This is a genomic window from Porticoccus hydrocarbonoclasticus MCTG13d (assembly GCF_000744735.1).
Taxonomy (GTDB): domain Bacteria; phylum Pseudomonadota; class Gammaproteobacteria; order Pseudomonadales; family Porticoccaceae; genus Porticoccus; species Porticoccus hydrocarbonoclasticus.
In genome coordinates, this window is sequence record NZ_JQMM01000001.1 from 1,620,793 (window position 1) to 1,635,833 (window position 15,041).

The 15,041-nt window shown below is 50.8% G+C and carries 15 protein-coding genes; 8 read left to right on the plus strand and 7 right to left on the minus strand.

What is annotated here, in order from left to right:
• Positions 1-103: 103 nt before the first annotated feature.
• Both U740_RS07760 and alr read left to right on the plus strand, forming a co-directional pair.
• Positions 104-961, plus strand: coding sequence for an aminotransferase class IV (locus U740_RS07760; protein ID WP_036860067.1), 858 nt, complete (start codon positions 104-106; stop codon positions 959-961).
• Positions 962-1,002: 41 nt separating this feature from the next.
• Entirely contained in the window at positions 1,003-2,097 is a 1,095-nt protein-coding gene (gene alr, locus U740_RS07765) for an alanine racemase (protein ID WP_036860068.1), read from the plus strand.
• On the opposite strand, the gene U740_RS07770 is transcribed toward alr, so the two are convergent.
• From U740_RS07770 to ectA, 5 genes are all read right to left on the minus strand, one after another.
• Complete coding sequence (locus U740_RS07770; RefSeq protein ID WP_036860069.1) at positions 2,085-3,506, minus strand: sodium/proline symporter; 1,422 nt, start codon at positions 3,504-3,506, stop codon at positions 2,085-2,087. The genes alr and U740_RS07770 overlap by 13 nt on opposite strands.
• Before the next feature lie 179 nt (positions 3,507-3,685).
• On the minus strand, positions 3,686-5,125 hold the full coding sequence (locus tag U740_RS07775) for an aspartate kinase (protein WP_036860070.1): 1,440 nt from the start codon (positions 5,123-5,125) through the stop codon (positions 3,686-3,688).
• A gap of 61 nt (positions 5,126-5,186) precedes the next feature.
• Positions 5,187-5,591: an ectoine synthase gene (locus U740_RS07780; RefSeq protein ID WP_036860071.1), complete on the minus strand. Its 405-nt coding sequence runs from the start codon at positions 5,589-5,591 to the stop codon at positions 5,187-5,189.
• Positions 5,592-5,681: 90 nt separating this feature from the next.
• Complete coding sequence (ectB, locus tag U740_RS07785; RefSeq protein WP_036860072.1) at positions 5,682-7,043, minus strand: diaminobutyrate--2-oxoglutarate transaminase; 1,362 nt, start codon at positions 7,041-7,043, stop codon at positions 5,682-5,684.
• Positions 7,044-7,070: 27 nt separating this feature from the next.
• A complete protein-coding gene (gene ectA / locus U740_RS07790) occupies positions 7,071-7,580 on the minus strand; it encodes a diaminobutyrate acetyltransferase (RefSeq protein ID WP_036860073.1) in 510 nt (169 codons plus the stop codon).
• 238 nt (positions 7,581-7,818) lie between these two features.
• Here ectA and U740_RS07795 point away from each other — a divergent pair, with 238 nt between their 5' ends.
• Positions 7,819-8,370 (plus strand): MarR family winged helix-turn-helix transcriptional regulator, encoded by a 552-nt coding sequence (locus tag U740_RS07795; protein ID WP_407674719.1) that lies wholly within the window; start codon positions 7,819-7,821, stop codon positions 8,368-8,370.
• Positions 8,371-8,395: 25 nt separating this feature from the next.
• Here U740_RS07795 and U740_RS07800 read toward each other — a convergent pair whose 3' ends face one another.
• The gene (locus U740_RS07800) at positions 8,396-9,499 is read right to left on the minus strand and encodes a phosphoribosylaminoimidazolesuccinocarboxamide synthase (protein WP_036860075.1); all 1,104 of its coding nucleotides are present in this window, start codon (positions 9,497-9,499) and stop codon (positions 8,396-8,398) included.
• A gap of 149 nt (positions 9,500-9,648) precedes the next feature.
• On the minus strand, positions 9,649-10,044 hold the full coding sequence (locus U740_RS07805) for a DoxX family protein (protein WP_036860076.1): 396 nt from the start codon (positions 10,042-10,044) through the stop codon (positions 9,649-9,651).
• Between the two features lie 175 nt (positions 10,045-10,219).
• Between U740_RS07805 and fabV the strand changes: the two genes are divergently transcribed.
• The 5 genes from fabV to bamC all read left to right on the plus strand — a co-directional run bounded on the left by fabV (position 10,220) and on the right by bamC (position 15,039).
• Positions 10,220-11,407: an enoyl-ACP reductase FabV gene (fabV, locus tag U740_RS07810; RefSeq protein ID WP_036860077.1), complete on the plus strand. Its 1,188-nt coding sequence runs from the start codon at positions 10,220-10,222 to the stop codon at positions 11,405-11,407.
• A gap of 171 nt (positions 11,408-11,578) precedes the next feature.
• Complete coding sequence (locus U740_RS07815) at positions 11,579-11,812, plus strand: DUF2789 domain-containing protein (protein ID WP_036860078.1); 234 nt, start codon at positions 11,579-11,581, stop codon at positions 11,810-11,812.
• Positions 11,813-11,897: 85 nt separating this feature from the next.
• Entirely contained in the window at positions 11,898-12,830 is a 933-nt protein-coding gene (gene lpxL / locus U740_RS07820) for an LpxL/LpxP family Kdo(2)-lipid IV(A) lauroyl/palmitoleoyl acyltransferase (RefSeq protein WP_036860079.1), read from the plus strand.
• A gap of 254 nt (positions 12,831-13,084) precedes the next feature.
• Entirely contained in the window at positions 13,085-13,999 is a 915-nt protein-coding gene (gene dapA, locus U740_RS07825; protein WP_051921297.1) for a 4-hydroxy-tetrahydrodipicolinate synthase, read from the plus strand.
• Entirely contained in the window at positions 13,996-15,039 is a 1,044-nt protein-coding gene (gene bamC, locus U740_RS07830) for an NlpB/DapX family lipoprotein (RefSeq protein WP_036860080.1), read from the plus strand. The genes dapA and bamC overlap by 4 nt, the downstream gene beginning before the upstream one ends.
• Positions 15,040-15,041 lie beyond the last annotated feature (2 nt).

A 15,041-nucleotide genomic window follows, 5' to 3' on the forward strand; every position in this document is an offset into this window, starting at 1 on the left:
TTGCTGGGGAATTTACTTTGCCTGTCTGGGTACCCACTGCTAAGATTTGCCGCTTTATGACCCCGCTGGCCGGCTTTATTTCGGCGAGATACAAGGTAACTTAATGAGTATTGTCTATCTCGACGGCGTCTATCTGCCAATGGCTGAAGCCCGTATTTCGCCGATGGATCGGGGCTTTTTGTTTGGCGATGGTATTTATGAAGTGTTGCCGTCCTATGATGGCAAGATCGTCGGTTTTTCACTGCATATGCAGCGTATGCTGAACGGTCTTAGGTCTATTGACATAACACTTGACTGGTCGCAACACCGGTGGCGCGTGGTTTGTAATACACTCATCGATAAAAATGGTGGTGGCAATCTCGGCCTTTATTTGCATGTCAGTCGCGGTGCCGATGTCCGCCGTTTTCATGCTTACCCGGAAAATATCACCCCTACCATTTTTGCTTTCACTTATGCGATTCCAGCTGCACCCGTGGCGGACAAAAATCGGGTTAGACCCTACCGGGTTGTCACCGGTCTCGATTTGCGATGGGATCGCTGCCACATCAAGTCCACTGCATTGTTGGGTAACGTCATGCACTTTCAGCAGGGTTTTCAACAGGGTGCTGATGAAATTCTGCTGTTCAATGAGCGTGGTGAGCTGACAGAAGCCAGTGCCTGTAATGCCTACATCGTTAAAAACGGGGAAGTCATTACTCCAGCGCTGGATAGCCAGAAATTACCGGGAGTTACCCGCCATATTCTGTTGGAGCTACTGCGCAAAGAGGGATCTATTGCCGTGCAGGAACGACCTGTCCTGATGGAAGAAGTACTCAATGCGGACGAAATCTGGCTGACGAGTTCCTCAAAAGAGGTGGTGCCTGTCATTGAAGTCGATGGGAAGTGCGTCGGAAGCGGGGAAGTTGGCGATGTATGGCTGGCTGCTCAGCGCATCTATACGGCCGGTAAGTTTAATTATTAATAGAGTGTATCAGCCCGCCTATACTTTTTGGTGAAAGCATTATGTCGAGACCAGCAAAAGCTTATATCGATCTCCTTGCCCTCAGGCACAATTGCGAGTTGGCAAACAGTCTGGCCCCCAATTCCCGAACAATGGCGATTATCAAAGCCAATGCCTATGGACACGGTGTGTTACCTGTTGCTCGCGCCCTGGAGCCGCTGGTTCCCGCCTTTGGTGTTACCTGTTTGGAGGAGGCAATAGAGCTCCGTGAAGGGGGCATCACCAAGCCTGTGTGCCTTTTGGAGGGGACTTTCTCCGACGACGAGATACCCCTGGCCGCTGAACTCGGTTTTTGGCTCTCAGTGGTGAATAAACAGCAACAACAGTCGATCTTGAGAGCATCGCTGAAAACCCCTGTAACTGTCTGGATTTGTGTGGATAGCGGCATGCACCGACTGGGTATTGCGGTTGACGATATTGAGTCTACCTATCGGATGTTGGCCGCCAGCCGCAATGTTGCCAGCGATATTGTGATTGCCACCCACTTTGCCTGTGCCGATGAGTTGGCGAGTGATCTGACTTATCGACAATTACAGCAGTTCAAAGCAGGAGTGGCCAGCTTGGCAAATGCCGATACAGTGCCATTAAGTCTTGATAATTCTGCGGGGCTACTCGGTTGGCCGGAAACCCACGCTGATTGGAACAGGCCGGGGATAATGCTTTATGGTAGTTCCCCTTTTTCTGTTCCTCATGCGGAAGCCGACAGATTGCAACCCGTCATGACATTGCGCTCTTCCGTTATTGCTTTGCGGGATGTTCCCGTAGGGGACTCGGTGGGCTACGGTGCGCGTTGGTCGGCACAACGGCCCAGCAGGATTGCCACGGTTGCAATCGGTTATGGCGATGGTTATCCGGTACATGCGCCAGATGGAACGCCGGTGCTGGTCAATAAGCAGCGCTGCTCCATGGTGGGCCGCGTATCAATGGACATGATAACGGTGGATGTCACGGACTTGCCGACGGTGGCGGTGGGGGATGAAGTGATCCTTTGGGGTAAAGGCCTCTCCGTCAACGAAGTGGCGGGTTGTGCGGGTACGATCAGTTACGAGCTGTTAACCAGGATGCCCCGCAGGGTTCCGAGGGTCTACAGTGGTTGAGTGAGTTGGGCCTCCCTTCTTCTGGATAGAAAAAGGGCTCCGCACAGGATTAACAAACCCGACAGAATACCTGGCATGCCCTCATAGGCGAAATCGTGCCACCCCATCATGCGCCAGCCCAGTGCGACCAGAAGCCCCGAGCAGACGGCCAGGATGCTCACTCCGGATCCCGGTTTGCCTCCCAAACATAGGATAATCAGTAAGGGTGCGAAAGCGCTTGCAAGGCCAGACCATGCCATTACTACTAGGCTGAAGACGCTCTGGCTGTTGAGCAAAGCCCAGAGCAACGCAAGGGCTGTGACGAGTACTGTAATAATCTTCATCACGCTGGTGCGTTCAACATTGTGGGGTAACAGATCGTGGGTGATGGCTGCTGAACAGCCGAGAACCAGTGAGTCCGCTGTCGACATGGTGGCAGCAAATATGCCTGCCAGTACGAGTCCTACCAGTACGGGGGGAAATAGTGCCTGAGCCATCACCGGTAGTGCGAGCTCGGCATCAAAACTTGCCGCATCGGACAGGTATACCCGCGACAGCATGCCAACCGCCGTCGCCATGGCATAAAACATTACGTACCACGCATAATACCAGCGCCGTGCCTGATTCATTTTGCGATTATCGTTCAGCGCCATGAAACGCACCATGATGTGGGGCTGGCCGATAATTGAGAGACCGGCAAATAACCAGCTGGCGGCGAACAGCAATGCGCCCGGTACACCTGGCAGGGGCAAATCGCTCGGGAACCAGCTCATAAAGCCATCTATAGCGCCCATTTCGATAAGTGCCTGCTCAACACCGCCCAGGGAGCTGGTAGCTATAACCAGTAGCAGGCCCATGGCTAAAACCATCACTATGGATTGCGCCGCATCTGTCCAGATCGATGCGCGAATGCCGCCGGCAATACAGTAAAGGGTTACCAGAAAAGCGGAGAGTGTCGCGCCAGCCCAGATGGGCCAGTCGAACAGCACATGAAGTGCCTTGCTGCCAGCGACCAGCTGGGCACTGGCATATACCAGTAAAAACGACAATGAAATTAACCCCATGGTCCGCTGTAGGGCAGAATTTCGTTTGCCGTACCAGTTGCTGATAACTCCGGCATAGCTCACTTCACCGGTTCGCGGTGCGGCATCCCTGAGTCTGGCGTGAACAAATCGCGATGCGAGGTAATCGCCGCTGATCCAGCCCAGCATCAGCCACACAGAAGACAATCCAGCGACATAGGTGTAACCGATTACACCGATAAACATGTAACCGCTATTATTTGTGGCAACTGCAGACAAGCCAACCAGCCATGGCTGGACGGTATTGCTGGCCAGGTAATAGTCCTGCTTTGTTCCCCGACTTTTCTTTGCAGAAAGAACCCCTACAAGGGTGAACATCAAGAGGAAGCAGAGGAAGGAGGGAATCATGGTGCTGTCAGGCTATCCAGGGGTACGGTGCAACTACTCGAAGGATCGGATAATTCACGGTTTGGCAGGCCATAGGCGTTTTCGGGTCTTCCCCGATATATTCGGCAGGGTGCGAGAGTGTATCGCACACCCCGGTGTGTTGGTCCCACAATAGTGGATAGAAGCTGCTGGCTTGCAGATCAGGATGCGAGGCATATGGCACGTCCGTGATCATGTACTTCAACAAGGCATCTGTGCAGGCTTCGTACGGCATCTTCCCAGCGGTCCTTGTTGATAACAAACTGCATGTCGACCTGACGCATGCACTGGTGCATCGCCAACACACTGATATCCTTTTCCGCGAGCGCGCCTACTGTTTTGGCCAATAGTCCGGGTACCTGCATGTCACTGCCGACAGCCGATACGATAGCGACTTCCTGATTATTGATTTCTGCATCGGGAAATTGTTCTTCCAGTGCACGACAAATGCGCTTCACTGTCTTCAGGTTGGTGGACAGGTAATGGGTAATCGTGTTCGCGTTGATATCCTTTGAAACCACATGTGCCTTGAACCGGCTGATACACCCCAGGATGGTTGTGTCATAACGGCTGAAATTGCCGGCCATATCTTGGTCAAATAGTTCAATAGCATGTACTCCCCGACACCCTGCAATAATCTCGACGCGAGGTTTTTCACTAATATAGTCGCTGGTAATCAACGTCCCGGCGTGCTCCGGTTCAAAAGTATTCTTGACGCGCAGGGGGATATTGTTTTGACGCAGACCCTTGGCGGCCTTGGGGTGAATTGCCTCCATGCCGAGATTGGCCAGCTGGTCAGCCACATCGTAGTTGGTGCGACCGATGGGTACAGCATTGTCGTCGCCCACGATACGGGGATCGGCACTGCTGAGGTGAAATTCTTTATGGATGACGGCTTCACGCGCATTTGTGATTACGGTCAAACGACTGAATGTCATTTCACTGTAACCTCGGTCAAAACTGGACATTAATCCATCCTGAGTATGGGCATAGCCGGTGACGATAGGCAGTTGACTCTCGAGATCTATGTCCTCAAAAGTGACTTTAATTCGTTCATCCAGCGACATGTGTCGCGTGGTTTTCCAGCCGGTTAAATCTACAAAGCAGGCATTGACACCATCTCTCTGAAGCAGCCGGGCAGTATTCCAGGCACTGTGTGCTTCACCGATACTGGCCAGCATTTCACGGACGGTTGCCAGGTGGACGTCCAGTGCAAAGTGGCCGTGTTGGCAAAGTTTTTTCAGGTCGCTCAGGCAGTGTTCGGCCTCGTCGAGCCGATCACCAATAAACCGGTTGGCATCGGCGAGCATTTCCGGATCGTCAAATAGATTGCTGTTGATTTCAATAACCTGGGTTCTTAATTCATTAAGAAGATCCAGCCAGCTATCGTCATTGACACCATTGGCAAATGAGGCAAAAACACCGGCTTTGCCCGTTTTCTTATGCTCCAGCAGTTGATCCGTTATGCCGGCATAGGCGGACACCACAAAAATACGCTGATAAAGCGTATCACCTGTGGGTTTAAGAATAATATTGTCTCTGACAGCGGCATAGTTGCTCATTGAAGTGCCGCCGATTTTTTCCACACTGTGAAAACTCATTAAAGGGCTGTCTCCTGTTGCATCTTTTTCCATTTTTCTGAGCTGGAACGACTCTCGTCACTCATTGGCTCACTGAATCCGCATCCAGTTCATATGCACCTTCCGCGTTGTGTACTTCCTTGCCATTGAGCGGAGGATTGAATACGCAGGCCATTGTCATTTCTTTAAAGGATCGCAGAATATGACGGTCGTGTTTATCAAGAATATAGAGGGTCCCGGGGCTAATCGAATATTTTTTGCCGTCGTCCAGTGTTTCCACTTCACCCTCTCCTGAAATACAGTAAACAGATTCCAGGTGGTTCTGGTAATGCATCCGGAAATCGGCTCCGGCATAGATTGTTGTGATGTGGAAAGAAAATCCCATCTGATCATCTTTGAGTAGCATTCGCGTGCTTTCCCAGTTGCCGTCGGGGGAGACGATTCTGCGAGAGGTTTTTTCTGCTTCCTGAAGTTGTCTGACTATCATCGTGACCTCGGTTGTCTGTAACGGGGCGGGGCTGACCCCGCCAGATAAGTGAATATCCTGTATTGACCGGAGATAGGCCCCCGGTATCTATCAGGCAGAAATGGGGTTAGACCCGGTTCTTTTCGGCGTGCCCTTGTCAACTTCATCGCTGACCGAATAGTCGCCTTCAAAAAAATCTTTTTCCTCGGGGATGGAGTCTGCTTTGGCGCAGACTTCCTTGATTGCTTCCTCGAGAATATCGATACCTTTTTGCAGGTTTTCCTGACGGATTGTCAGTGGGCAGAGGAACTTGACCACATGATCCTCCGCACCGCTGGTCTCAATAATCAACCCTTTCTGGAAACACCGTCGGGTAATCTGCTCAGCCAGTTCGCCGCTGACACAGTTGATGCCCCTGAACATACCGCGACCGTGAGAGTTGAAGTTTCCTTCACCGTATTCGCTGACGATCTTATCTACCCGGTCGGCAATGTAGTCGCCTTTTTGCTGGATTTCCTTGGCAAATTTGTCGTCTTTCCAAAAGTGGTCGATGGCCGCTTTGGCGGTGACAAATGCGTGGTTGTTGCCCCGGAAAGTACCGTTGTGCTCGCCCGGCTTCCATTCATCAATCTCCGGTTTCATCAGAACCACAGAAAATGGCAGGCCATAACCACTCAGTGACTTGGACAGGGTGACAATGTCGGGGTAAATACCGGCTTCTTCAAAACTGAAGAAGGTCCCGGTGCGACCGCAGCCAGCCTGAATGTCATCAATAATCAACAATATCTCATGGCGCTTGCAGATTTCCGACAGGCTTCTGAGCCAGGTCATCGAAGCAGCATTGATGCCGCCCTCGCCCTGTACCGTTTCGACGATAACGGCTGCGGGCTTGTCGACTCCGCTACTGGAGTCTGACAACACTTTATCCAATAGATTGGTGGTATCAAAATCATCACCGAGATAGCCGTCATAAGGCATTCTTGTCGCGCCTGGCAATGTGATGCCTGCACCGCCACGGTGGGTCGCGTTACCTGTGACGGATAGAGCGCCGAGTGTCTGGCCGTGCCAGCCATTGGTGAACGAAATAATGTTTTCGCGGCCAGTATACTTGCGCGCAATCTTGAGAGATGCTTCAACTGCATTGGTCCCGGTCGGGCCGGTAAACATGACAATGTAATTGTAATCTCTGGGTTTCAGGATGTTCTCGTTAAAGCTTTCCAGAAACTCACCTTTGGCTTGAGTATGTAAATCAAGGCCCTGGGTGATGCCGTCCCGTTCTATATATTCCAGGAGTTTTTTCTTGAACACCGGATGGTTGTGCCCATAATTCAACGAGCCGGCACCGGCCAGAAAATCCAGATATTGGTTACCTTCATCGTCATAGATAAATTCGCCCTGGGCCTTGTTGAATAAACGTGGGAAGGCTCTGGCGTAACTGCGTACTTCAGATTCAATTTCATCAAAAATTTTCATGATTTCCTCAATTAGTCCTTTCTGGAATTAGGCTTCAGTGGTCACGGGCTGCTTAAATGGACCGATTCTGACCAATACCTCTGTGTCATGTTGACCGGCAAAATGCAATTCACGGTCAAATTGTGGAGACTGGGTCAGAGTGGTTTGTAATTTGTCCGCCAATCCCTGGAACAATGCCCAGGAAGCTTGATTGTCTTCAGTGATAGTGGTTTCAAGGTGATCGACCTCTTTGCACTCATCCCGGGCGAGTATATTCACCAACATCCGAGAGGCGAGACCTTGACCGCGTGCTTTTTCACCGACAGCGACCTGCCAGATAAACAGAGTGCTGATTTGTTGTGGTGGGCGATAACCCGAGATAAAACCGACCAGTTCCCCTTCAATGTCAGCTGCCACGGATGTACCTGAAAAATGAGTACATTGCAGTAGGTTGCAGTAGATGGAGTTAGGGTCGAGAGGAGGACACTGGGCAACCAGTTGGTGTACCGGCACGCCGTCCTCCGGCGTTGGTGGACGAAGTGTTATTTTACGGTCCATAAGAAGTGACAAAATTCCCGTTATTAATAAAAGTTATAGCTGAAATAATATTTTCTTGTGAAAACTTTTCATTTCATTTGGAAGCCAACAATGACTTCCTTATTTCTAAAAATAATTAAACTATATAATTAGAGCTCTAAACATTATACTCGAAAGCATTAAAATGTCCAGTTTGGCCTCGCCTTGAGGGCAGGCGACAGAGCGGATGTATTCCATAACAGGGCGGTATAAATTGATTATGAGAGGTAGTTCTATCGAGCATGTCTTGGTTGCACTGCGGCGGGTTATCAGGGCGACAGACCTTTATTCCAAACGCTTGGCTAAAACGTCCGGTCTGACTGTGCCGCAAATTTTGCTACTGCAGGCGATTCGTGACCGGGGGCAGGTGACAATTGGTGAATTGGCCGCCGAAATCAGTCTGAGTCAGGCGACGGTAACCACCATTATTGATCGACTCGAGAAGCGACAATTGGTTTACCGTGTCCGGTCATCGACAGACAAACGCAAAGTGCATGCTTTTTTGACAGAGAATGCAGTTGATGTATTGAAAAATGCACCCACTCCCTTGCAGGAACATTTTTCGCGCCAGTATGCCAATCTTCGTGACTGGGAGCAGGCCATGATTGTTTCTGCACTGCAGCGAGTCGCCCAAATGATGGATGCAGAACATATTGATGCCTCACCGGTGCTGGACCTGGGCGTCCTGGACAGTCATTCGTCCTTGGCAGAGCCAGATGCTCTGCAGTTGGGAGATGAAATCAAAGGGCGCTCAACCTCGCCTGCAGACTGATTGGTCAGACTGACCTGGTTAAAACCTAGACAATGAGGTTATATCGGCTACTGAGGATATCCATAATTTCTGCTTTCGGCCGGTCGGGTAGGTGTAGTTTTCTCCCGATGATCTTTTCGGCAATCGAAACATACGTTCTGGAAACTTCCAGCAGAACATCGGCAGGCAGTTCGTTGTTTCTGGCCAGTGCCTGGCGTTCGGTCATCCGGTCCTTGTTGAGTAGGATGTCGGGATCCGGGAAGTGGTTGAGCAGCAATTGCCGGAAACTTTCTTTTGAGTTTTCGACCACTTCGCCGTTTCGATAGCTCTGACCGTCCCAGATACGGGATGAGTCAGGAGTGCCAACCTCGTCCATGTAGATTAGCTTTTCGATACCGGCTTTGTCTTTGACGTAGCCAAATTCAAATTTGGTATCCACAAAAATCTGATCCAGTGCAGCCAGTTCACGGCTTATGACATCGAACCCCTCTCGCAACAGATTTTCGTAGAGATCGATATCGTCAATACTGCGAAAATTGAAGGCTGTATGGTTTCTTTCAATATCACGTCGGGTAATGTTCACGTCATCCGCTTCTGGAATACCCGGCAAACCCGTCAGTATGCCTTTGGTGGATGGAGTAATCAGTAATTCTGGCAGCTTCTGGTCTTTTTTTAGATTGTCCGGCAACTGGATGCCGCAGAACTCTCTCTCTCCCTTGGCATATGCACGCCACATGGAGCCGGTAATGTATTGGCGACAGATAGCCTCGATCATGACAGGTTGGGCTTTTTGTACAATCCATACCAGGGGATGTGGGATATCCAGAATGTGGCTGTCTGCCAGACCATTCTCGCGAAATAACCTGAACCAATGGTTCGAAATGGCATTCAGTGCCGCCCCCTTGCCCGGGACGCCATGCATGCCGCCTTCGCCATGCCAGATGCAGTCAAATGCAGAAATGCGATCACTGATTACCATGATGGCAAGTGGCGCACCGGGAGCCACATCATAACCCTGTTGCTCTATCAGTCTGAGACTGTCTTTTTCTGTAAGCCAGTAGACTGAGCGTACCTTGCCACTGTGCACAGGCGCATCAGTGCGAATAGGGAGATCATTGTTAACGGCGAGAACTTTGTCTGCGAGTTTCATGGTTATGGGTCCTGTCAGCGGGCAGGTAGTGTTATGGAATAATTTGGGGCTTTTGTGCTCACATCTACCAGAGGGTCTGGAAACATTTAATTCTAGCAGATCGATAGCCCTCAGATACAGGCAACCCTGCGTTGTCTGTACCCTGAGGATCAGTCCGGGCGAATGGCATATTTGCCGCTGCCCTGTAGCGCGATAGCCAGTGCTGCTAAAAGATAGAGGCCCTGTAGTTCCAGCGCCCAGCCACCATGATTGGTTAGTTGGAAAAGCTCACCGGCATGGACCAACAATATAGCCGCCAACATATTGCCAATGACCAACAGGGCCCCGGCTCTAGCGAAGTAACCGAAAATAATCATCAGCGGACCTAATACCTCACCGAGATAGACGGCATAGGCAATCTCTGGCGGTATGCCAAACTCTGTCAGTTTGCTACCAATAAAGCCCAGCGAATCCGGGTTCAGGATCTTGGCAATGCCGTGTAATAAAACGAGCAGCCCGACAGCGATGCGCAAGACCAGTTTTGCGAGCTCTTCATAGTAGGTCATAACCAGTAATCTCCGGTATAAACGGGTTTGAAAGTACAATTTAACGGGATAGTACCAGTGGGGCAATTCCTTTAATACGCATTCCGGGAGGTTTCTTGGAGCGTTGCTGCCTTCGGGGTATCATTGCGGCGTTATTTTAACTGACGCCCCCTCGGGGTTCCTGTGGAGATAGGCAATGATTATTAAACCGAGAGTCCGCGGTTTTATGTGTATTACCAGCCACCCGGTTGGTTGTGAGGCAAATGTCAAAGAACAGATTGATTACATCAAGCGTCAGGGTCCGATAGATGGCCCAAAAAGGGTGCTGGTGATAGGTGCTTCCACAGGGTATGGTCTGGCCGCCCGAATCGCGGCTGCTTTTGGCTGCGGAGCTTCAACACTGGGCATATTTTTTGAAAAGGAAGGTGGAGATAAAAAGCCCGCCTCAGCCGGTTGGTATAACTCGGCAGCTTTTCACAAGTTTGCGGACGAGCAGGGTATTTACGCGAAAAGTATCAATGGAGATGCGTTTTCCGATGAAATAAAGCAAAAGACAATTGATACGATCAAAGCCGATCTGGGACAGGTGGATCTGGTGATCTACAGCCTGGCGTCTCCCCGGCGACAGCACCCGAAGACGGGCGAAGTATTCAATTCAACCCTTAAGCCCATCGGGAAGAATGTAACCCTGCGGGGTATCAACACGGATAAGGAAGAAGTTCAGGAATTTTCGCTGGAAGCAGCCACAGAACAGGAGATTGCCAACACCGTAGCAGTTATGGGTGGTGAGGATTGGCAAATGTGGGTAGATGCACTGTTGGAGGCTGACGTATTGGCCTCTGGGGCGAAAACAGCAGCATTTACCTATTTGGGTGAAAAAGTCACCTGGGATCTGTATTGGCACGGTACGATTGGTCAGGCTAAAAAAGACCTGGATAGTAAGGTTGCGGGGATCCGTGAAAAACTGGCGACCGTCGGTGGTGATGCTCGGGTTGCGGTGCTCAAGGCAGTGGTGACACAGGCCAGCTCTGCGATACCGATCATGCCGCTTTATCTGGCGCTGCTGTTCAAGGCGATGAAAGAAGATGGCAGTCATGAAGGTTGTATTGAACAGCTGTATCGTCTCTACACAGAATGCCTTTACAGTGACTCTCCGCGTATGGACAGCGAAGGGCGGATTCGGGTGGACGAACGTGAACTCCGCCCGGAAATTCAGCACCGGGTTGGCGATGACTGGCTGAAAGTCACCAATGATAATATGGCTGAACTGACCGATATAAAGGGCTACAAGCATGAGTTTCTCAAGCTCTTTGGCTTTGATATAGACAGCGTGGATTACGAGGCTGATGTCGACCCTGTGGTTCCCATCAGGGGATTAATCTGAGTATTTATTTGCCAGGGCAGTCAAATGGCGGGTATCTGTAGAAGTGTTGTATAAGGTCGAACGGTTTGTTGCCAATATCGCTTCAGCGTGGCCTGCAGCAGCAGGTTCAGGCGGAGGTGAATTGCTTCAACTAACATTGCCAACGGTTGCGGCAGCGCCTATAAGACATGTATGGATACCAGTGTTCACTCCTTATCTACGCTCTTTGAGCAGTTGGGACTGCCCTCCACCGCAGCCGCCATCGAGCTTTTTATTGCCCTACACCAGCCATTGCCCCCTGAAACGAGATTGGCTGAAGCATTGTTCTGGAATGAGGCTCAGAGAGCGTTTCTGGAAGAGGCTATCAGTGAAGATGCCGATTGGGCCGAGTTGGTTGATCAGCTCAATGCCCGTTTCAGGGACTAGTGTTTTCAGCTTCAACCCGCGCTCCACGCATGGTTTTACGCGTCAACGTCTTTATAATGGCTATCCCCTTTGACCAGTAATTAACATGATCAATAACCACGATTTCAAGTGGCGCTTTCTCCACCCCCGTTTTTGGTTGACCTGGTTGAGTCTGGGTTGCTGGCGCTTGTTGGTGGTCCTTCCGTATCCGGTATTGCTTTGGTTGGGGGGGGGCATCGGCCGGATAATGTTCTGGCGAAGCCGCTATCGTCGAGAAGTTGCAGACATCAACCTGCGATGGTGCTTTCCCGAGATGGAAGAATCGCAGCGCCAGAGGTTGCTGCGGGCTAATTTTATCAGCTACGGCATTGCTTTTTTTGAAATTGGTATGGCCTGGTGGTGGCCCACACAACGACTTGATAAGCTGATTACCTTTGAGGGGCTGGAGCACCTTGATGGCTTGCAGGGTAGGGGGGCGCTACTGATGGCCATTCACTTCACCACGCTTGAAATCGGCGCATCCGCCCTGTCTGCGAGACACTCGATTGATGGAATGTACCGCCCCCATAAAAATCCTGTGTATGACTATGTGCAAAGCAAAGGGCGTCGGGTAAGAGACCCTTTGGGGGTAGTTTATCCACGGGAAGACATCCGCGGTATGTTCAAGGCCCTTCGCCAAGGCAGAATTATCTGGTACGCACCGGATCAGGATTATGGGCGCAAACAGAGTGTGTTTGCCCGATTCTTTGGCGTTCCGGCAGCCACGGTCACGGCTACTGCACGTTTTGCCAAAACCGGCAACGCCCTTGTTCTGCCCTTCTCTCAGGTGAGGTTGCCCGATGGTCGGGGATATCTGATTAAGGTGCATCCGCCCTTACAGGATTTTCCGACAGGCGATGATCTGGCAGACGCTGAAACGGTTAACCGGCAGGTTGAGAAGATGATTCTCGAGCAACCGGACCAGTATATGTGGATTCACCGGCGCTTTAAAACCCGCCCGCCCGGCGAGTCAAGACCCTATCCAAAAAGTAGCAAATAACAGAGTCTGCCCAGACGAGGCGAAACTGGGAATGATGGGCCGGAAACCATCATGCATTGCCAGGATGGGGAACTCTGTCGTGTTCAATGGTCTGAAATACCGGTTGCTTCTCTGGCCAGCCGGATCAAACTCTCCCGGTCTTCTGTTGTTAACCTTGGAGCTGGTGTCTAATTTATTCATAACGCTTGTGCCCCAGGTTGCTGGTCAGTAACATTACGCGTTCTATTTTTCTTGGCTATTTTGAGGCTCCTCCGATGATCACCGGCAGTATTGTTGCTCTGGTTACGCCCATGTTTCGCGATAATCAGGAAGTTGACTGGGATTGTCTGAAACGTTTGGTGGAGTGGCATATTGCCCAGGGGACCAATGCGATTGTTGCTGTGGGTACCACCGGTGAATCCCCGACACTCGATGTGCAGGAGCATATGGCGACCATCGCTGCGATTGTCGAAGACGCAGATGGTCGTGTTCCCGTGATTGCTGGCACTGGTGCAAACTCGACCAGAGAAGCCATAGAGTGGACCCATCGAGCACAACAGATCGGTGCAGATGCCTGCCTGCTGGTAACGCCCTATTACAACAAACCTACCCAGGAAGGCCTCTATCTTCACCACAAAGCAATTGCAGAGGCCGTGGATATTCCACAAATTCTCTACAATGTGCCCGGTCGTACGGCCTGTGATATGCTTCCTGCCACTGTTGCGAGGCTTGCCGAAATCCCAAACATCGTCGGTATTAAAGAGGCTACCGGTGATCTAGACCGTGTTAACCAGTTGGTCAGTACCTGCCCTGAGGGTTTTGCCATTTATTCGGGCGATGACTTTACTGCACTGGAATTGATCCTGAGGGGTGGTCATGGTGACATCTCTGTTACGGCCAATGTTGCCCCCAAATTAATGGCTGAGATGTGTCGTTTGGCGCTCGCCGGCGAGGTGGATGCAGCGCGTGAAATCAACAAGCGACTTATTCCTGTTCATGAAGCCATGTTTGTCGAATCCAACCCCATCCCGGTCAAATGGGCTGTAGCGGAAATGGGTTTGATGGAGCATGCCATACGTCTCCCGCTCACTGAATTGTCTGCGGCCTATCATTTAAAAGTTATCAGAGCTCTTGAGCAGGCTGATCTGCTGAGCGGTGCACAAACAGTCAATTCGGAGTTCACTGGATGAAGGCAACACTGAAAAAGCTATCAGTGATTATAGCGTTACTGGCAATGGCTGGTTGTGGAAATAATCTTGTTCGCGACAAAAGTAATGATTATCTGCTTTCAGAGGAAGTCCCTCCCATGGTTGTGCCCGAGGGCAAAAGCTCAGGTGCAATCGGTCAGCTTTATGATGTTCCTGCAGTTCCTGATGCCGGGGCTGGCTCAGAATATTTTGTTGTTCCCAGGCCACAGCCGCTCTCGGAAAATGTTTTTGAAGAAACGGTAAAAATTGAGACATTCTCAGGTAGTCGATGGATAGCGATTAACAAGCCTGCTGAAGAAGTTTGGCCAAGAATCAGGAATATTCTCTCGCGCAGTAGTGTCCCCACGACCCGGGTAGATGCCAGTAGCGGTATTATTGAAACGGGTTGGCTGCAATTCAAGGACGATGAAGACAAGAGCCACCGTTTTCGCTTTAAAATAGTTCCTGGCATCGGTGTTAACAGTACAGAAGTCAGCCTGCTGCAGATGTCTGCACCTATTGGCAAGGAAGGCGATGCGGGTTCATGGCCTGCAAAGTCGATGGATGACTCCCGGGAGTTGGAATTTGTCGAGATCGTTTCCAACTCTCTCGCCAGTGAAATTAACAGTGGCAGCGTTTCACTGCTGGCCCAGACGATCGGTGGTCAGGAGCAGGTTGAGGTCGTATCTTCCGCAGATACTGATCCCTACATCAAAATGAATCTCAACTATGACAGGGCCTGGGCGTCCCTACTCAACTCGCTCTCCCGGGGCGGTTACACTATCATCGATCAGAATCGTTCAGCGGGTAGATTACAGGTTGAGTTTCAGGAAATTGTTGCTGAAGAGAAGGGGCAGACACTCAAGGAATGGGTACTCAATCTTGGCAATAAAGTTGAAAAAGTGCCCCCTGTCGAGTATTGGGTCGAGTTGGTTCGCAATGAGCAGACAGTGGAGGTGCGGATAGCTGATAAGAGCAGGGATAAGCTGGAGCGCTCACTCGCTATTAAGTTGCTCAAGGTAATCCGCGGCAATTTGAGCTGATT

What these genes read in the sequence shown, in the direction of transcription:
- U740_RS07775 (WP_036860070.1), bottom strand. Translation starts at nt 5,125, where the DNA reads ATGAGTTTTCACAGTGTGGAAAAAATCGGCGGCACTTCAATGAGCAAC.
- bamC (WP_036860080.1), top strand. Translation starts at nt 13,996, where the DNA reads ATGAAGGCAACACTGAAAAAGCTATCAGTGATTATAGCGTTACTGGCA.
- alr (WP_036860068.1), top strand. Translation starts at nt 1,003, where the DNA reads ATGTCGAGACCAGCAAAAGCTTATATCGATCTCCTTGCCCTCAGGCAC.
- U740_RS07795 (WP_407674719.1), top strand. Translation starts at nt 7,819, where the DNA reads ATGAGAGGTAGTTCTATCGAGCATGTCTTGGTTGCACTGCGGCGGGTT.
- U740_RS07800 (WP_036860075.1), bottom strand. Translation starts at nt 9,499, where the DNA reads ATGAAACTCGCAGACAAAGTTCTCGCCGTTAACAATGATCTCCCTATT.
- dapA (WP_051921297.1), top strand. Translation starts at nt 13,085, where the DNA reads ATGATCACCGGCAGTATTGTTGCTCTGGTTACGCCCATGTTTCGCGAT.
- U740_RS07805 (WP_036860076.1), bottom strand. Translation starts at nt 10,044, where the DNA reads ATGACCTACTATGAAGAGCTCGCAAAACTGGTCTTGCGCATCGCTGTC.
- U740_RS07760 (WP_036860067.1), top strand. Translation starts at nt 104, where the DNA reads ATGAGTATTGTCTATCTCGACGGCGTCTATCTGCCAATGGCTGAAGCC.
- lpxL (WP_036860079.1), top strand. Translation starts at nt 11,898, where the DNA reads ATGATCAATAACCACGATTTCAAGTGGCGCTTTCTCCACCCCCGTTTT.
- U740_RS07780 (WP_036860071.1), bottom strand. Translation starts at nt 5,591, where the DNA reads ATGATAGTCAGACAACTTCAGGAAGCAGAAAAAACCTCTCGCAGAATC.
- fabV (WP_036860077.1), top strand. Translation starts at nt 10,220, where the DNA reads ATGATTATTAAACCGAGAGTCCGCGGTTTTATGTGTATTACCAGCCAC.
- U740_RS07815 (WP_036860078.1), top strand. Translation starts at nt 11,579, where the DNA reads ATGGATACCAGTGTTCACTCCTTATCTACGCTCTTTGAGCAGTTGGGA.
- ectA (WP_036860073.1), bottom strand. Translation starts at nt 7,580, where the DNA reads ATGGACCGTAAAATAACACTTCGTCCACCAACGCCGGAGGACGGCGTG.
- U740_RS07770 (WP_036860069.1), bottom strand. Translation starts at nt 3,506, where the DNA reads ATGATTCCCTCCTTCCTCTGCTTCCTCTTGATGTTCACCCTTGTAGGG.
- ectB (WP_036860072.1), bottom strand. Translation starts at nt 7,043, where the DNA reads ATGAAAATTTTTGATGAAATTGAATCTGAAGTACGCAGTTACGCCAGA.